The sequence below is a fragment of the Vibrio sp. 10N.222.51.C5 genome (genome assembly GCF_041474575.1).
In the GTDB taxonomy this organism is placed as follows: Bacteria; Pseudomonadota; Gammaproteobacteria; order Enterobacterales; family Vibrionaceae; genus Vibrio; species Vibrio crassostreae_C.
In genome coordinates this window covers 179805-198258 of the sequence record NZ_JBFRUJ010000015.1, presented here as the reverse complement: position 1 = coordinate 198258, position 18454 = coordinate 179805, and the positions used below count along the sequence as shown (strand labels likewise).

The window sequence follows — 18454 nt, the reverse complement described above, 5'->3', positions numbered from 1 at the left end:
AAGTAAAATTAATGATTTTAATTCTGCATCAGTTTTACTAATGGCAAGTTTTCCTCCTTAGTGATGGCATCGTACTTCTACCAACTTGTCGATTGTTCCATCTCGTCAGATAAATGGTCGATAAAGGCTCTTAACAGCGGTGTGACTTGCTTACGCGTTCCATAAATAGCATGAACACCGAGCGTTTTAGGTTGCCATTCAGAAAGCAGTGGCACTAATAGACCATCACGCATCAAGGTTTCCACTGAAGGGAAGGGCAGTAAACAGATACCGTTGCCTTTGAGTGTGGCAGAAAGCAGAACCTCTGAGGTGTTTGCACTGATATTCCCTTTAATCGGAACCGATTCGAGCCCATTGGGGCCATTGAACGTCCAAGCGGTTTTGCCAAAGTAACTGAACGATAAACAGTTGTGGTGCGCTAGATCTTGGGCTTCTGTGGGTGTGCCTTTCTCTTTTAGATATTGAGGCGATGCGCAAATCACGGAGCGGCATTCACCGATCTGCTTCGCGACAATATTGGGCGTCAGTTCGTTGGTTATGCGAATGGCCAAATCGATGCGTGACTCAACCAGGTTGACGGTCTGATCAGTCGAGATAATGTCGATAGAAACCTCTGGCCATTTGGCGATGAAGCGACTAATTGATTCCATCAAGAAGCTATCGACAATCGAGTAGCTCGCAGTAATACGCAGCTGACCTTTTAAATGCTCTCGGTTTTGGTTTCTGATCCCAGCTAGGGATGTTTCCAGTGCCAAAAGTTCTCTGGCGACCTCAAGTGTTTCTTTACCTGCGCTGGTTAAACTCAAGCTTCGTGTTGTTCTGTGAAGCAAGCGTGTGTCCATCCATGTTTCTAACTCACCCAAATAACGAGTGACCTTGGTTCGTGAGAGATCAAGGTGCTCTGCCGCTGCGCTCAAACTGCCACGTTCCACTATGGTGACAAAGACATTCATTGCCTCGAGTTTATCCATTGTTTTATTGCCTAGAGAATTAAACCGACCTCAGTATATGTCCGAAAACTGCAATAGTTAAAGTCAATTTGATATCTATTTCATCTAAAAACAATTAAATAAGATATTTGGACATTCAACGAGTTGGCAGGTGTTCAACTCCAAGTATCGGAATAAAGCCATGAATACGTTATCGAAAAACCTGTTATTAAAAAGCATGCTTTTAGGAACCATAAGCCTAGGAACCGTGCTGGCATCAAGTGTTGCTTTAGCTGTGGATCTGAACATCACTCACTATAACCCCGGTGAGAACGCGATATTCCCTGCAAGCTCGGTATTGGTTTCGGGTGAGAAAGAAGTGATTCTATTTGACGCACAATTCAGTGTCGCAGACGGACAAAATTTGGTGGAGCAAATCAAAGCCACAGGCAAAAAATTATCGATGGTTTACATCAGCAGCGGCGACCCAGATTACTACTTTGGTTTGGAACCGATAGTTTCGGAATTTCCTAACGTTAAAGTCGTTGCCAGTGAAGCCGTTGTCGCGCATATCAAACGCACCAAAGATGCAAAGCTTGAATACTGGGGGCCTATATTAGAAGGCAACGCGCCCTCTAAGGTGATTGTTCCAATGGTGATGAACGACACAACATTAAGCATCGAAGGTGAAACCATCGAAGTGAAAGAGATAAATACACACCAAGCTTACCTATGGGTTCCGTCTGAAAAAACGGTGTTTGGTGGCGTGTCGGTGTATAGCGGTGTGCATGTATGGATGGCAGATACTGCATCGAAAGAGATTCGTAGCCAGTGGTCACAATCGTTGGAGCGTATGAAAGCACTAGAGCCAGAGGTTGTAATTCCGGGTCACTATTTAGGTGAAATGCCAACAGGAATAAATGCAGTTCACTTCACGAAGGATTATGTGGCTGATATTGAAAAAGCGTTGGCGAGCAAAAGTAATCCAACATCGGTCGAGATCAGTGATTACATGAAGAAAGCCTACCCGAAATTTGAGGCTACGGAAGGCGATTTAGAACTTGGCGCGAAAGTGCTAAGCGGTGAGATGGCTTGGCACTAGAGTTGATTATCTCGGTTGTGTCCCAGAACAGTCTGAAGATTGTATGCTAGATTTATTGGTGATACACAACTGGAGATATCGATGATCTGGCTTTCAGTGAAAGTACTACAGATTGGACTTGTCTATGGATACAGGAAGTATCAAAAAACGAAAAGAGCTCCAGCTTAGGAGCTCTTTTTTTGTTTCGGAGAGACGACTTTCTATTTCAAGTGAGAAAGAAAATCAGCATTTACCCGGTTTACAGTTAGTAGTCAGATTAGCCTAGTAGCCAGATCCGCCCTGCAACTCAATATCACCAATAAGCGAAAGTATGTTGAAAATAGAACCCATTACTCCTCACATCGGCGCTCGTATTCACGAACTAGAGCTTTCTACATGCAGTGCTGATGAACTCGATAAGGTGTATCAGGCACTTATTGCCCATCAAGTGATCTTTCTCGACGGGCAGACTTTGTCTCCAGAACAACACTTGATGATTGCACAGCGCTTTGGAACGTTAGAACCTGCACATCCTTTCTTCCCTCGCGTGGAAAGTGCGCCACAGGTGAGTGTGATTGAAACAACCCGTGGCAATGCGCCAAAGGAAAGTTATTGGCATACCGACTTAACGTGGCGCAGCTTGCCGTCGAAAGCTTCCCTGTTGCATGCTCAACACATTCCAAGCATTGGTGGTGACACTATCTGGTGTTCTATGACTGCGGTTTTTGAATCTCTACATGAAGATATGAAAGCTAAGTTGAGAGGGTTGTCGGCGACTCATTCGCTTGTGGCCTTTGAAGGTATAGAATCAGAAGACATTGATCTCGATTGGCACAAATCCTTGATTAAAACAGCACAGGAGAATCCGCCAGTGGTTCACTCTGTTGTTCAAGTTCATCCTGAAACGGATAAAGAAACGCTCTGTATCAATGAACAGTTTACTCGTTATATCAACGAACTCGACCGCAAAGAGAGTGATGTTTTACTCAGCCAACTGTTTGAAATTGCGAGACGCCCTGAGTTTCAAGTTCGTTTCAAATGGGACAACGGCTCAATGGCGATCTGGGATAACAGGGTAACGCAACATTACGCAGTGATAGATTACGGGGATACTCCAAGAAAAATGCATCGAGTAACAGTGACATAGCGGTAAGCTGAACACAGTTATCAAAAGAACACCGCGCATGCCCATCCCTGAACCAAGCACTCGTACTTAAATTTAAGCGTCAGCAGGGTGCATCATTCATCTACGCTTAATAATAAAAACAAATGCGTTGGTACATATTTGATTGAAACCTCACTGCTCGGACGTGATGTGTAATATAATCGGCGCCAAAATATAAGTATAAAAACCAAATCATAGAATTAATAAACGTCAGGGCTTAGAGAGCAAAGTATTTCGTATGAACGCGATTCGTAAAGTTTACCAGTACGCAGAACCGAATTTAACCCTCGTGGGTTGGATGGGCTTTGTCGGCTTCCCAATTTACTACATTGTGTGGGAGTTTTTGTTCCCGCAACCCTACGAAAACTTAGCGCTTCGCCTGTTTTGCTCGGTATTGTTCTTTGGCATTATATTTCGCAATCGCGTCCCATTTGAATGGCGAAAATACCTTCCGGCTTATTATCAAGTTGCCGTAACTATCTGTTTGCCAGGTTTCTTCTTCTACATGCTGCTAATGAATAATTGGTCCAACGTTTGGGTTATGTCATTCATGTCGGCTATTTTCCTCCATATTTTATTGGTGCACGTGACGAGAGTGATGTTTGCACAAACCTTTGCCGGTATTGGGATTGCTACTTTGTGCGCTTGGATTGCACAAGGCTTCTACCTCGAACTCACAATGGATTGGACGCATGTGCCAATCTTTTTGTTTATCTACTTATTCGGCAACTTGTTCTACTTCCGCAATCAGGTGGAACATGAAAACAAGGTGTCATTGGCGAAGTCTTTTGGTGCGGGTATTGCCCATGAGATGCGAAACCCTCTAAGCGGATTACTTACCTCTATTGATGTCATGCAGTCCATATTGCCGAACCCTAAAAGTGGCGATCAAAAAGGGCAATATGCGTTAAGCAATGAAGAAGTGATTCAGTTGCGTGAAGTGGGCGATGAAGCGATGGAGATCATTCATTCCGGTAACGAAACGATAGATCTGTTACTGACTTCAATTGATGAAAACCGAGTCTCTCGATCTACGTTTAAGAAGCATTCAGCGCAAGCGGTGGTTGAGGATGCGATAGACAGTTTCAATTACAAGCGCTCTGCTGATAAATCAGCAATCTCTTTAGACGTACAGAGTAACTTTGATTTCTTGGGTAGCGACACTTTGTTGAAGTACGTGATGTATAACTTGTTCAAGAACGCATTCCACCATCGCAGCCCTGAAGATTTTCATATTCATGTCACCATGTCTAGTGATGAAGTGGCCAATCAAATAATGGTTACCGATAACGGATCAGGCATCTCAAATGATGTGATTCGACGCATTTTTCAGGACTTTTATACTACTGGCCAATCGGGTAATTACGGCTTAGGTTTGCCATTTTGTCAGAAGGTAATGCGCTCGTTTGGTGGTGAAATTAAATGTCAGTCTGAAGTGGATCAATGGACACAGTTCACGATGACTTTTCCGTCTTTGTCTTCCCATTCGGTGAAAGAAATCAAGAATGAACTGACTAAACTTAAGACTGTGCTAATGGTGAGTGACCAGAAAGTTCTCACCAATAAAATGACTGAGGTAGCCCGTTTTATGGGGTTTGAGCTCACGGTGTTGGATGTAGCATCAGCGCTTAAAAATAAGGAATACCAGTTCGAATTCGACTTGATTTTCGTTGATATGGAGAGCTTGGATTTAAGAGCCAATTGCCTCGATAAGATTGAATCGTTACTTTCGTTCACTGAGGCGCGAATCATTTACTTGTATGAGCGTCATCCTATCAAGCGTGTACGTAACATTTCTTTCGAGCCTATTTGGGTGGAGACACAAGTTTGGCTACTGAATACCAAGGCGACCATCGAACGCTTACTTTTCGACTCCAACTATGTGATGCCATCAGTTTCTGTAAAACCGTTAGAGGCTACCAATAAGCGCACGATCATGGTGGTCGATGACAACGAATCTCTGCGCCGATTTACGGCAATGTTATTGGAAAAGCAGGGTTTTGATGTCGTACAGAAAGAAGATGGGCAACAAGCCTTAGACGCGTTGGATAGCGATGATATTGATTTAATTCTGATGGATATCGAGATGCCAATCATGGACGGTGTTGAAGCTTCTCGTCGAATTCGAAGCGCTAACAAAGCATACTCTTCAGTGCCAATTATTGCTCACACGGGTGACAGCTCGCCAGTCACTTTAGAGAAAATGGAATCGTCAGGCATGTCAGACTTTATCGTCAAACCGGCAGACAAAAACCGACTGTTCGACAAAATTGCTCACTGGATTTGATTTGTTGCACCGTCCGGTTATCCAGCTGAACTAGATAAACAGATAAACAGATAAACAGATGAACACAAGAAAAGAGCTCAGCAATTCGCTGGGCTCTTTTTGTATCGCGACATGATAGCGTCCATTCAGTCCTGCCGTTTATATTGATTATCGGAAGGGATCTTATCTTTCAAAGAATCCTGTTGTGTGAATTGCCCTTACAATCACACGAACTCTAATTCCGGATGATTGTACGCTTCATGACAAACGGTGAGCACATGGTCAATATCTCTTGGTGTCATGTCGGCATTGACCGAAAAGCGGATGATGTTTTTGTTCTTGCCCGTCGCGGGGCGGCAGAAAACCGCACCGAATACATCTCGTTCTTCGAGGAAATCACGAACACGTTCGGTGTTTCTTTCACTACCACACTCTAGTGCCACAATTTGAGACTCGCTGCGGATGTTAAAGCCAATCCGTTTGAGACCGGTAGTAAGCGATTTAGCGCTTTTGAATAAGGCTTCTCGTTTGTCTTCTGCGCCTTTTATTACCTCTAATGTTTTCTCTAAACGAACCACCTCTTGTGGTAACACGGTCGAGCTGAAAATAGCTGGATACGCGACAAAAGGTAAGGTTTCTGAAAGCTGCTTCGGCCCAAGAATAGCGCCTGCACGATAAGCAAAGGTTTTAGCCAAGCTAACGGTAATGAAGTCGACTTGGTTAGTGATACCCAATGCGTGAACTAAGCCAGCACCATTTTCCCCATGCGTACCCAGTGAATGCGATTCATCAACGACAACGGCACAATCAAACTCCTGCGCCATTTCGTAGATGTCGCGTAGTGGGGCGATGGTGCCGATTGTGCTGTAAATCGAATCGACCACAATAACGCCGGAGCCGTGGCGCTCTAGCTGTTTGCGCAGGTGATTCATATTGTTATGCATAAACGGGTGGGCGAGGGCGCCTGCAGCGCGAATGCCTTCCCATAGCGACATGTGTGCAAAGAAGTCAATGTACACAGGTGTGCCCGGTGGGCAGATGGTTTGCAATAGCCCAATATTAGCAGCCCAGCCAGACTGAGAAAGCAAACAGCTCTCCATTCCGACATAGTTCGCGAGCTCAGTTTCAAACGCAGGTTTAGACTGCTCATCTTGTAAGAAAATTGCAGACATCACTACGTTGTCATCTTGTTCGACAATCGCCGCTTGATGGGCCTCTTGGATCGGTTTGTTATGTGACAGCGCTAAGTAATCATTGCTCTGCATCACAACGGAATTACGCTGGGGGCGTTTACCCAATACTAAATGCTTCTGGCTTTGGTTCTGGGTAATCAGGTCTTGAATATAGAAGTTCAAGCGTTCTTCGATAAAGGAAGGTAGTGGTTTGTTTTTTGTTTTATCACTCATAATAGTTCTCTTCAAATACAGGAAAACGCCAGCGCTGACGGCTGTATATTGACGATAAAAAGTGATGTGTCATTAGCCAAGTTGCATAATTTTGTGGGTGCTTGCAAACTCAGCATTTAAGGGTTTTGAGGCGAGTGGGTTTCCTTACGGTTCGGGGCTTTACCCGAATTAAGATAGGAATAATAGCCTTCTTTTTTATGACAAAAGGCTATTAGAATTCGGCATTCGAAGGCATTTAAAAAAGCGGATTTTGAAAGGCTACGTGCTACGTGCTACGTGCTATTAGCTGTGAATATGGATAAGCTCGATTAAGGCATCCAATTGCTGCTTGGCTCCACCCTCTAACGAATACCCAATATTGATGCGTAAGCAATTGCTGTAAAGGTCGAGAGTGCTGAACAGGTGTCCAAGCCTAATATCAATGTTCTTCTCGGTAATGCCCTGAGCAAAGGCTGACTGGTTCAAGCTTGGGATTTGCAGCCAAAGCACCATGCCACCTAGTGGATTACTTATCTTCACATCTTGAGGAAGGTGCTGAGCCAAATAACTTAGGTATTGTTGGCGCAAAGACAAGATCTGAGTGCATCTTCTCCTCACGTGCTTAGCGTATTGGCCAGATCCAATAAAGTCAGCAACCGCAAGCTGAGTGGGCAGGGCAACGCTGTAGCTCGCAGCTGAGAACTGAGCCTTGTATTCGTTGATAAACCTGCCCGGCAAGCACCATCCCAAACGGTAACTCGGTGACAAACTTTTCGATACTGATCCACACCATAAGACAAAACCGCCTTTGTCGTAGTATTTCGCGGGGAGCGGCGTGTGTGAGGAGTAGGACAGTTCCAGATACACATCATCTTCAATGATCGGCACTCGATAGTGATTCGCTAATTCAGCCAGTTTCTGCTTTTGAGTGGCTGACATGTTGATCCCTTGAGGGTTCATATGAGAGGTACAAAAGATCGCGGCATCGACTTGTTTATTTTTCAAATGCGCTTCCAGTTGTTGCAAGTCGACACCATCATCTAGAGACGGGATCTCGATGATTTTTCGCGACATTTGTCCGAGCAATTCCAGAATACCGTTGAAACATGGCGAGCTAATAGCGATGGTGTAGCCTTCTTTAGTGCAAGATTCAAGTGCGGCCTTAATCGCAGACATACAGCCAGCCGTAATCACCATCTCTTCAGGTGAAAAGTGCACATCGAGCTTGGCAAAATGAGTGGATAATGCCTGTCGTAAAATCGGCTCACCTTGTGTATCTGGGTAATGGTTAAGCCTGTTGCTCATACGCCTAATAGCGCGACGAAAACTTCGTTCCAGTTCAACGATCGACTGCTCATCATTAGTGGTGCTCGAAACCCCTAAAGGCCCATTGATTGAGTTGTGAGTCGATGAGGTTTGCCTAACGCTGGACACCTTACTCTCAAACTGTGCCCACTCTGGGGTTGAGTGAGCAGGTTTATGAGGAGAAACAAAATATCCCGCTTGCGGTCGAGAATGAATCCAACCTTGTGATTCCAGTTTTTGGTAGCAGCTCACCACGGTCGACATGCTGATCGCCTGTTGCTTGGCGCTACTTAGTCAGTTATGGCTTTGTGTTCGGTGTGGGTATCTGGGGTATGGCTTCATGGTCGATCACTGCTGGTTTATCGTCTGGGCTTTCATCGGTCTTGCTTTCAACCAACGTATTAATCGGCATGGCGGTTGGCGTGTGGTTGTTCAAGGAGAGTGCTTCTATTCGTAAATTATTGGGTGCGATGCTAGCTATGTGTGCATTGGCGGTATTGGTATCTGCAGCTACGGGTAATGTCACCGTTAATGGCGTGATCTTGATTATGATTGCGGCGTGCAGTTGGACCTTGATGGGCGTGATTGTTAAGGCATCGAAAACCACTCAAGCTTTTGCGTTCAATGTCTGGGGGATGCTGTTTGCTCCAGTGCCATTTGCCGTGATGTTACACGGTGACCAAATAATCTGGCAGGGCATCGAACAATGGGATTGGAACACGACGATTGCGGTGCTGTTTCAAGCTTACCCAACCACGCTATTTGGTTATTGGGTATGGAATAAGCTGCTAATCCAATACCCTTTAAGCACGACCGCGTCGTTAACCTTGTTAGTGCCTATCTTCGCATTGATTAGCGGTTACTTTATGTATGATGAGGTGCTGTCTGTGGCTCAGGTTGTTGCATCAATACTGTTTCTTGTCGGGATTGGTTTGATTGTGAAATCTGCGAATACAACGAATACCAAAGCGACACAAACACTTGCTGAACAAAAATGATTGAAGAAAGCTGATATTGCATGAGCAGCTTTGAATGACAAATAAGACCTCGCACTTGTGAGGTCTTATTCTATGTCGAAGAAGTGAAGTTATTTAAATAACCAACTTACTAAGCAATCAACTAACCATACACGCAAGTAACTGGCTCTCAAGATCATCGTCTATTTCTAGACCGATCATTTCTATTCTGATTTCGTCAAGCCATCCTCTGTTAAGTTGTAACCGAAAACCTCAAAAGAACATAGGCTTTTATAAGTGAATTCGAATTAAATTCTGAAATGATACAAATCTTATATTTAATAACGCTTATTTAGTAACCTTTGTTGAGTCCCATATCAAATCAAGTGGCTGATTTTATTGGGTATCGGAGAAAAGTCTCAAAAATTATTATTTAGTTCGCTAAAGTTTTAAATTCTATTAATGGTTGCTTGTATGGAATATAACTCCATTTCGTTACTGTTGAGTAGATGGTTTTTAGCTATATATGTGAAATTTGAAGCGAGTTATCTTTCTGATTTGAAAGAATAATTAAATAGTTAAGATAAAAAAGTTGGCGAAAATCAGAAGCTTGGCATACACTTTCCTTGTAAATGACCTTATCTCATTGATTGAATAGGGTAAATGCTTTGGCGCTACTGGCGATGGTAGCAATGTTTAACATAGCTTTGAGGAAAGTTTTATGGCACTCACGAAGGCCGATTTGGCTGAGAACCTGTTTGAGACACTCGGATACAGCAAGCGGGATGCCAAGGAAACGGTGGAAGTGTTTTTCGAAGAAGTTCGTAAAGCGCTCGAAAATGGCGAACAGGTAAAACTGTCTGGTTTTGGTAATTTTGATCTTCGCGAGAAAAACGAGCGACCTGGTCGTAACCCGAAAACTGGTGAAGACATTCCAATTTCTGCTCGACGTGTTGTTACTTTTAGACCGGGACAAAAACTAAAGGCCCGTGTCGAAAATATTAAAATCGAGAAGTAGCCAAGCAATAGACCACGCCTAGCGTGGTCTTTTTGTATCTGCATAGAGTTTAAGCTAAACGCATTTCTTTAATTTTTAGTAACCTTTCTCAAACTCCATCTATTTACTGTCCGGTAAGAACTTGCTTTAGATGCGAAAACAGAGGCTAGGCCTCTGACTTTGAATCTTCACTCTAAAGGGCTTGTTGAACCTTACTTGCGATGTCTTCAGACACCCAAGGCTTCCATACCTGTGGTGAGCTTTCTAGAAAGTAATACATGGCTTCTTCGGCGTCGGCTTGGTTGTCTTCCATCCAGGCCAGCAACTCACTCATTTGTTTATTGGTAAAACCACGCTTTTCAAAGTATTGGTAGGCAAGAGGTTCGTTATTAGCAAAGGCTTCTGTGGTGATTGTGTGAACCGGTGCTGGTGGATACATGGTCACTTTAGGAGATTCACAATCAGGTTGTGTCGTACAGTTACGGAATTCCTCAATGTCAGTACCACTTCCGAAATCAACCTTCACCATTTCATACTTACCTAGCACAGGCGTAGGCGACCAGTAATATCCAAACCATGCTTTTTTGCGTTCGTAAGCTTTCGCTATCGTACCTGCTAAAGCGGCGCCTGAGCCGGGATCAACCATTTCAAAATTGTGATCTTCTAACTTAAGCGCATCGAACAGGTGACCGGAGGTAATCTGACAAGTCCAACCCGCAGGGCAGCTATAAAACGCAAACTTCTCATCATCTTCTGGGTGTTCAAACAGCTTTGCGTTTTTAATCACACCTTCAATGGTTGTAAGCTCTGGGTACTGTTCAACAAGGTAGTTTGGTACCCAGAAACCTTCTTCACCGCCGTTGACCAAAGACTTGCCCGCGTAACGTAGACGCTTATCCGCAACACCCTTATCCAACGCTTCTTTGATGCCATTAGTCCAAAGCTCTGGCGCAACATCAGGTTGACCTTTTTCAATCATTGACGTGCCCGTAGGGACGCTATCACCGGGGATTAAGTCCGCTTCACAGCCGTAGTCGTTATTCAAAATGAATTGGTCGACATGAGCAATAGGCTCGCCGAGTTCCAGTTCATGTCTGCAATGGTGATCTTTCCGCATTCGTCAGCACTAGCGTGTACAGAAAACGCAGCAAGTAGCGCGATGGAAAGCATGGATTTGTTATTCTGCATTGACGTAATTCCTTTTCTTGTCAGAAGCTTATTCGCTATAGAAACAGAAATGTTCGACGGAGAAAAGAGACTGAGATCTAAATTTAAACGATCTGATTATTTGGGATAGGAAGTGGAGAGGCTACTCAACAAGTACTAAAAAGGGCTGCGAGTGCAGCCCTTGTGATGTTTATTGGAATAGCCTATCTATGTGTTAAGCCGCTTTAATGTGCGTTGTAATGTACGGTTGCCATGCTTGTTGGTAAAGCTCTAAAGATTGGCGTCGTAGGCTATTGATTTGTGCCGCTTCGATATCGTTGATTGGGCGATGTTCTGCAATTGCGTGACGCTCAATGCCTTGGATAATTTCGTACAGCTCGTGCTCAGGACCACTTTTCACGTCAGCAATCGCTTTTAAGTGAAGTTGAACCTCTGCAATGATGTTGGTTTTAGGCAAACGAACCAACAAGTTAAGGTCACGGTAACCAGAGTCAGCCGGCGATTTAAACTTATTTTTCAGCTTAACAACGTCTGCTTCACGGCTTAGCGCTTCGTAAACTTCAACCAAGCTCTCTACATCGTTCGCGATGATAGTTGCACGGGCTAAGTCGGTAATTTTTGTCACATCACCATCAAGCTCAAGGGCGATTTTTTCTTCTGCGCGAGCTTGAGATTTAACGCCAGCAAATAGCGCTTCAGAATTGGTGAGTAGGGCAGTACTTTTACAGATAGTTTCTAGTTCAGCTTGGCCTTGATGCGCTTTGCTGTACAAAATATCGAAGTCGGTGTAAGGCTGAGTCGGGCGTGAGTCGAAGGCTTTGATGCCGTAAAGGCCGCTCAAACTATGACGGAATACGTTTGAAGATACTTGGTTTTGCGCAGGAGTGCGCGTTTGATCTGTTGAACTTGTTGAAACAGGTGCTGCTGCGAATGCAGGCGCTCGGCTCAATACCAAAAGCATTAGGGCCGTCGTACGGAGAAATACACTCATTCAAACTCCAAAATACAAGGTTACAAAAAACGGGTAGTCAAAAGGGGTAACCAGTAACGCACAAGAGTAAAAACAGCTTAACTAATTTCACTACATATTAAATGAGGCTAGCTAAGACAGAAACCAATTCTAACGTTTAATATTGCTTTAAAATGTGAAGATATAGCCAAATAACCCAACCGTTAGTTCCGCAATTATCAGAACTTTGAACTTAGCCAGTTTCTGATTTTATCGAAATCAATTTAGTACTTTAAACCAAGCTAAGGTTGCTCTTACCTCTCTATACTGTACCCTTGCATTATGACTGTTTAACATGAACGAAAGATGAATAATCCTGAATTTTGGCACAATAAATGGGCAGCCAACCAAATTGGTTTCCACCTCGAAGATGTAAACCCACTTCTGATTAAATTTTGGGAAAATACTGAGCCTAGCTACGAGAAGAGTGTGTTTGTTCCACTTTGTGGCAAAAGTGAAGATCTGATTTGGCTAGCTTCAAAGCATGAAGATGTTCAAGGTGTCGAGTTAAGCCAGATTGCGGTTCGCGCATTTTTTGCAGAGCACCTTTATACCCCGACTGTGACTCAAATTAGCGGTCAGCACGAGCTCTACCAATTCGATGAATTGAGTGTTTACACGGGAGACTACTTCACAGCGCCTATTCAGCCTGTTGACATTATTTATGACCGAGCTTCTTTAGTGGCATTGCCTGAAGAGATGCGAGTGCAGTATGTCGAGCGTTTGAAACAACTACTGAAACCGGGTGGTAAGATTCTTTTGGTAACACTGGATTACGACCAAAACGAAATGGCTGGGCCTCCGTTTAGCGTGCCTAAGCTAGAAATCGATCAGTTGTTCGCAGGTTATAAGATCACATTGTTGAATCAGGACATCGCAGACGATGAACATCCGAAGATTGCCAAAAAAGGCTTGTCTCGATTTAGTGAAGAAGTGTACTTGATTGAGTCAGACGCTTAAGCGCAGTGAGCTCTCTAGCGAAAAGACCGCTTCAATAAAAAAGACGGGCTCGATAGCCCGTCTTTTTTATTGCTCAGATTTGAAGTCGTGATTGTTCAGATGCGAGAACGTAATGGTTCAGATCTGAGTTAGTCGTTACCAATTAGTAGTCATTAGCTAGAAAATAGTAATTAGCAGCTAGTAAATCACTTTTACTTTTGACGCGCTCTCAATTGCATCTTCAATCGCTGTCTCAGTGCTGTTACGACGAGTAAGCGCCACACCTAAACGACGGCGACCATCGATATCAGGCTTACCAAACAGGCGAACTTGTGTTTGCGGCGCGTCTAGCGCCTCTATAAGACCTTCAAAACGAATGTTGGTTGAAGTGCCTTGGCCCAGAATAACCGCTGATGCACACGGGCCGTATTGCGTGATGGATTTGATCGGCATACCCGTAAAGGCGCGTACGTGCAGTGCGAATTCAGATGAGTCTTGAGACATCAATGTCACTAAGCCAGTATCGTGTGGGCGAGGGGATACTTCGTTGAAGATAACGTGATCGCCTTTAACAAACAGCTCGACACCAAAGATACCGTGACCACCTAGTGCATTAACCACTTGCTCTGCCGTGTATTGCGCCGCTTTAAGTGCGTTGTCAGACATGACCTGTGGCTGCCATGATTCACGGTAATCACCGTCTTCTTGACGGTGACCGATAGGTGCACAGAAGTGAACACCGTCGACAGCACGAACGGTTAGAAGCGTGATTTCGTAATCAAAGTCGATGAAGCCTTCAACGATTACACGACCCGCGCCAGTACGGCCACCTTCTTGTGCGTAGTCCCAAGATTTCTGGATATCTTCTTCGGTTTTGATAACGCTTTGGCCTTTGCCTGAAGAACTCATTACCGGCTTAACAACGCAAGGCATACCTACGAACTCAACAGCAGCGGCGAAATCTTCAAAAGTGTCTGCAAAGCGGTAAGGTGAAGTGCTTAGTTTTAACTCTTCAGCGGCTAAACGACGAATGCCTTCACGGTTCATGGTTAGCTTGGTTGCATTAGCCGTTGGAACGACATTCAAGCCTTGTGCTTCAAGTTCAACTAACTTGCTAGTGGCAATAGCTTCAATTTCAGGAACCACATAATCTGGTTTTTCTAGCTCAATGATAGCTTGTAGCGCATCACCATCTAACATGTCTAATACATGGCTACGGTGCGCAACTTGCATTGCCGGTGCGTCTGCATAACGGTCACAAGCAATAACTTCTAAACCTAAACGTTGGCACTCGATGGCAACTTCTTTTCCGAGTTCACCCGAACCTAATAGAAGTACACGAGTAGCATTTTCACGAGTAGCAGTACCAAACATAGAAATTCCTTCCGATCTTTTGAACGATTGATTGAAAACGGGGTGATCATACTTATTTCAATGATAAAAGCAAACGTTTGCGCAAGTTGTTGCGTTAATTACAGGCATAAAAAAAGCAACCCTGTTAATTAGGGCTGCTTATTTAAATTTTTGTTGATTATATGTACTTAGATTGCTAAGTAAGTCACTGGAATGTCGGGATTAATCGCTTCTAATGTAGATTGCGTATCCGCCAGGTGACTGATGCTACCTTCCGCGATTTCAACCAAAGCAGCACTTTCAATTTGTTCGAAATCGAAGCCAGCCAGTTTAAGTTGAATCAACGCCACTTGTAGAGGAGGTAAGCTTGGGTTGAACGCTGCGTTTTCAGCGTAAGCACCGGTGAAAACCTCACCCGACGTCAGTTGTAGTGAAACACCACTTAGGTTTTTGGTGTAAGGAGCATGGCTGCGGTTTAGTGCTGCTAGCGCTTCTACAACAATAGGCGTTGTTTCTTCGGTCGTGTATTTATGATCAAGCTTTGTCATTAGGCCAGTTGTCACACCTAAATCAGCAGGGCCGAACGAGTCTGGCAGGTACTCTTGCAGAGACATTTCATCACGTTGTGGAAGCTGAACTTTAAGTTCTTTTGCTGTTGTCAGTTCGTTCATGAATTGACGACAGTGACCACAAGGACTGAAGTTGATGGTGATATCAGAGATACCTTGCTCGCCTTTCATCCAAGCGTGGCTGATTGCAGATTGCTCAGCGTGTACTGTTTGGCCAAGTTGAGCACCAGCAATTTCAAGGTTTGCACCAAAATACAGAGTGCCAGATAAACCACGCACGATTGCACCAACATAAAAGTCAGATAACGGAGCGTAAGAATAGGCTGCGGCAAAAGGAAGTAGCGCAATACGTAGCTCGTCATCCGCTAAACCACTTGCTTGCAGTAGGCTAGCAAATTGTTCTGGAGACAATGTCGCGTCAAAGTTGTCTGCTAATACGATGTCACTCAAAAGTGCTTTGATTGCTGTTGGAGCACTTTCCAGCGCCAGGGTAATACGACTGTTCATGTTGAATCCTTAATTGACCTTAGGCTTTAAGTTTATGCAATGCTCAGGAATTTTCTGTGATAAAGATCACTATTGAATTGTTGTTGTTACATTGGCTTGCATAATTAGAGTGAGGTCACACTTGAAATCGATTACAAGCGCCATTTATACAGCTGATATCGCACTTATTGCTCGTAAAAGACCGTGACTTGACTGCTATTGCTAAATAATTGCGAATAAAAAGCCCAAACAGACACTGTAATAAACAGCATTCTGGTTGGGCTGAATCGCGTAGTGATCGTTTAGGTTAAGAGTAGAACCAAACCACGAGCGAAAATATACTCGGTGCGATGATTGAGGTAATGACGCCACAAAGCACAAGAGCCAAAGAACTGAATGCTGCATCTTCCTGATTCTTTTCCGCACAAGTCGCGGTGCCTAAAGCGTGAGACACGGTACCCATGGTTAAACCACGGGCGATCGGGCTCTTAATACCAATGAGGTTGTAGATTGGGTAAGCAAAAATTGCCCCAAATAGACCCACAATCAATACCAGTATTGCCGCAATCGCTGCTTCACCACCTAAATGGCTCGATACTTCCATTGCAATTGGCGTGGTGACTGATTTGCCTAACAAGCTCGCAATCAAAGTTAAGTCCGCTTTAAATGCTACTGCGATCACTGCCGTTGTTGTCATCGACATCACACTGCCTAGTGTGCACGCAAAGGTAATGATGCGCCAGTTGGCTCTGATTTGAGGTAGCTGCTCATAAAGTGGGTAAGCAAGTGCAACAACCGCAGGCTGCAGCATGTAGGTAATCCAAGTGTTGTCAGCATAGTAAGTCTCAAACGGTACTCTAAAGAACGTGAGAATCGGAATGATGATACCAATGCTGATAAGCAGGGGGTTACACAGCGGCGAGTTTACTTTTTGACTTACCCAGCGAGCAAATAGGAATACCACGATGGTGAGTAGAATCCACATGATCAGTTACCTCTCGAAAGCAAGCGGTCTAAGAACCATGATAAGGATACTAACACCAATAATGTGCCACCAACGGCGCTCGCCATAATTGGCAATGCGTTCGCGATGAGCATGTCGAAATGATCCATCAACCCAACACTGATCGGAACAAACAGTAAGATCATTAGGCGGATAATCAAGCTTGCACCGGGCTGTACCCAGTGCGAAGGAACAATACCAATCACCATGGCGGCAAACAGAATCAACATGCCAAAAATACTGCCTGGAATTGAGGTATCCAAAAAGTGCTGTAACGCGTTACCTGCTGTAAGTGCACCTATGATTAAGGTGAAGGAGATTAAGCAGTAAACCAGTTGGATCAATCTTTCTTTCAAAGTGTTACGTCTCTTGATAATGGAATTAGCTAGCTAACTTTTCTACGTACTGATAAACCGCCTTCAAGATAGCCATTTTCTTCTCGTCGCTTTCATGTTCGTGCGCGAGGTTTTCAAGGTTGAGCATGTACTCTTCTAAACGGCACTCATAAAACTCACGACAATGGTTCGCCCATTTCAATTGCTCAGCTTCGTCGAGCGTCCATGGGAAGTTACGCGCACGGTAACGGAACAGTAACGGTTTAATTCGTTCGTCACTAAAGGTTATATCCAAAGCTGCCAAGTTGTTCGGGTCAGTTTCGCGAATGATGTTCATCGCTGTTTTATCAGCAGGTGAAAAGAAACCGTCGTAAAGGTGTGTATCAACATCATCACTCTTTTCGTACTCGCGCTCTTGTGAATACAGGCCGATCAGTTTTTCGCGGATCTCTGGGTGTTCGCGCAGCAGTGCCAAGTTTTTCAGGCATTGTTGGCGATCGATACCGATGGTTTCAGCATTTTCAGCCGTTAGCGTTTTGGCTGGAGCAAGAATAGGGCACTTGTTTAGCTGAACCAATTTGATGGGTACGGGTAGTTCGTCTTCACCCAGTTCACTGCGTTTGGTATAGAGCCTTTCTCTGAGTTCATCAGCGTCCAGTTCTAACAGTGGGCTTGGATCTTTGGCTAAATCAACCACGATAACCGCATTTTGATTGGTTGGGTGCCAAGCCATAGGCACAATCCAGCTGGTGTAGTTGCAGTCACGGCCAAACATGCCTGAAACGTGCATTAATGGTGTCATGTTTACGATATCAACCAGATCATTCAGCTTACGCTTATGACGCATGTTGTAAAGGTAATCGAACATCTTAGGTTGCGCAGCTTTCAGCTTCTTCGCTAACTCGATGGTCGCAATAACATCGGCCATCGCATCGTGCGCGTTCTCGTGTTCAATGCCGTTTGCCACAGATAGGTGTTCCAGTTTGAAGCTTGGATAACCTTCTTCGTTCTCTGGCCAAACAATGCCTTCAGGACGCAGTGCGTGAACAGCGCGCATTACATCTAACAGATCCCAACGAGAGTTGCCGTTCTGCCAGCTCCACGCATATGGGTCAATGAAGTTTCGGTAACAGGTGTAACGCGTTACTTCGTCATCGAATCGAATACTGTTGTAGCCAAGGCTTGTGGTGTTTGGTTTGGCTAACTCAGCATGGATCTTAGCGATAAACTCTGGCTCAGGGAGACCTTGTGAAGCCGCTTTTTGTGGTGTGATACGGGTGATCAGTGCAGCTTCAGGCGCAGGGAGGTAATCAGCGGGAGGTTGGCAATAGATAACCAGAGGCTCTCCAATAACATTGAAATCTTGGTCGGTACGAACACCCGCAAACTGACTCGGACGGTCTTTTGCTGGGCTAACGCCCCATGTTTCGTAATCGAAAAAGAAGTAGGTTGGCTGATTATCTGAACTCATTGAATTTCCTGAACAGCAAGCGCGGAACGTTTACTGTG

The 18454-nt window shown here is 44.5% G+C and carries 13 protein-coding genes and 4 pseudogenes; 6 read left to right on the top strand and 11 right to left on the bottom strand.

Annotation, left to right across the window (positions count from 1 at the left end):
• Nucleotides 1–77: 77 nt before the first annotated feature.
• Entirely contained in the window at nucleotides 78–971 is an 894-nt protein-coding gene (locus AB4558_RS06060; RefSeq protein WP_017059121.1) for a LysR family transcriptional regulator, read from the bottom strand.
• A gap of 160 nt (nucleotides 972–1131) precedes the next feature.
• On the opposite strand from AB4558_RS06060, the gene AB4558_RS06055 reads away from it, so the two are divergent.
• From AB4558_RS06055 to AB4558_RS06045, 3 genes are all read left to right on the top strand, one after another.
• Complete coding sequence (locus tag AB4558_RS06055; protein ID WP_372074009.1) at nucleotides 1132–2031, top strand: Vmh family MBL fold metallo-hydrolase; 900 nt, start codon at nucleotides 1132–1134, stop codon at nucleotides 2029–2031.
• Between the two features lie 310 nt (nucleotides 2032–2341).
• Nucleotides 2342–3157, top strand: coding sequence for a TauD/TfdA family dioxygenase (locus AB4558_RS06050; RefSeq protein ID WP_017059123.1), 816 nt, complete (start codon nucleotides 2342–2344; stop codon nucleotides 3155–3157).
• A 256-nt stretch (nucleotides 3158–3413) separates the two neighbouring features.
• Nucleotides 3414–5462, top strand: a complete 2049-nt coding sequence (locus AB4558_RS06045; protein WP_372074011.1) for a response regulator — start codon at nucleotides 3414–3416, stop codon at nucleotides 5460–5462.
• A gap of 203 nt (nucleotides 5463–5665) precedes the next feature.
• Here the strand turns inward: AB4558_RS06045 and cqsA are convergent, their stop codons facing one another.
• Both cqsA and AB4558_RS06035 read right to left on the bottom strand, forming a co-directional pair.
• Complete coding sequence (cqsA, locus tag AB4558_RS06040; RefSeq protein WP_372074013.1) at nucleotides 5666–6847, bottom strand: alpha-hydroxyketone-type quorum-sensing autoinducer synthase; 1182 nt, start codon at nucleotides 6845–6847, stop codon at nucleotides 5666–5668.
• Between the two features lie 282 nt (nucleotides 6848–7129).
• Nucleotides 7130–8416: pseudogene (locus tag AB4558_RS06035) on the bottom strand (PLP-dependent aminotransferase family protein); the annotation flags it as partial.
• On the opposite strand from AB4558_RS06035, the pseudogene AB4558_RS06030 reads away from it, so the two are divergent.
• Nucleotides 8407–9129: pseudogene (locus AB4558_RS06030) on the top strand (DMT family transporter); the annotation flags it as partial. The pseudogenes AB4558_RS06035 and AB4558_RS06030 sit on opposite strands and share 10 nt — an antisense overlap.
• Before the next feature lie 117 nt (nucleotides 9130–9246).
• Here the strand turns inward: AB4558_RS06030 and AB4558_RS06025 are convergent.
• A pseudogene (locus AB4558_RS06025) lies at nucleotides 9247–9359 on the bottom strand (GTP-binding protein); the annotation flags it as partial.
• Between the two features lie 449 nt (nucleotides 9360–9808).
• On the opposite strand from AB4558_RS06025, the gene ihfA reads away from it, so the two are divergent.
• Nucleotides 9809–10105, top strand: coding sequence for an integration host factor subunit alpha (gene ihfA, locus AB4558_RS06020; protein ID WP_004734853.1), 297 nt, complete (start codon nucleotides 9809–9811; stop codon nucleotides 10103–10105).
• A 172-nt stretch (nucleotides 10106–10277) separates the two neighbouring features.
• Here ihfA and AB4558_RS06015 read toward each other — a convergent pair.
• Nucleotides 10278–11272 (bottom strand): annotated as a pseudogene (locus AB4558_RS06015) (ABC transporter substrate-binding protein).
• Between the two features lie 193 nt (nucleotides 11273–11465).
• Nucleotides 11466–12242 (bottom strand): RelA/SpoT domain-containing protein, encoded by a 777-nt coding sequence (locus AB4558_RS06010; RefSeq protein ID WP_017059130.1) that lies wholly within the window; start codon nucleotides 12240–12242, stop codon nucleotides 11466–11468.
• Nucleotides 12243–12566: 324 nt separating this feature from the next.
• Between AB4558_RS06010 and AB4558_RS06005 the strand changes: the two genes are divergently transcribed.
• Nucleotides 12567–13220 carry a thiopurine S-methyltransferase gene (locus tag AB4558_RS06005; RefSeq protein ID WP_372074015.1) on the top strand — a complete coding sequence of 218 codons (654 nt, stop codon included), beginning with the start codon at nucleotides 12567–12569 and terminating at the stop codon, nucleotides 13218–13220.
• Between the two features lie 177 nt (nucleotides 13221–13397).
• On the opposite strand, the gene purT is transcribed toward AB4558_RS06005, so the two are convergent.
• From purT to sbcB, 5 genes are all read right to left on the bottom strand, one after another.
• Nucleotides 13398–14573 (bottom strand): formate-dependent phosphoribosylglycinamide formyltransferase, encoded by a 1176-nt coding sequence (gene purT, locus AB4558_RS06000; protein WP_372074017.1) that lies wholly within the window; start codon nucleotides 14571–14573, stop codon nucleotides 13398–13400.
• 167 nt (nucleotides 14574–14740) lie between these two features.
• Nucleotides 14741–15628 carry a cytidine deaminase gene (cdd, locus tag AB4558_RS05995; RefSeq protein WP_248387694.1) on the bottom strand — a complete coding sequence of 296 codons (888 nt, stop codon included), beginning with the start codon at nucleotides 15626–15628 and terminating at the stop codon, nucleotides 14741–14743.
• Nucleotides 15629–15914: 286 nt separating this feature from the next.
• Nucleotides 15915–16592 (bottom strand): LrgB family protein, encoded by a 678-nt coding sequence (locus AB4558_RS05990; RefSeq protein ID WP_017059134.1) that lies wholly within the window; start codon nucleotides 16590–16592, stop codon nucleotides 15915–15917.
• A gap of 2 nt (nucleotides 16593–16594) precedes the next feature.
• Nucleotides 16595–16966, bottom strand: a complete 372-nt coding sequence (locus tag AB4558_RS05985) for a CidA/LrgA family protein (protein WP_004734867.1) — start codon at nucleotides 16964–16966, stop codon at nucleotides 16595–16597.
• A 25-nt stretch (nucleotides 16967–16991) separates the two neighbouring features.
• Entirely contained in the window at nucleotides 16992–18416 is a 1425-nt protein-coding gene (sbcB, locus tag AB4558_RS05980; protein WP_017070926.1) for an exodeoxyribonuclease I, read from the bottom strand.
• Between the last annotated feature and the right edge of the window lie 38 nt (nucleotides 18417–18454).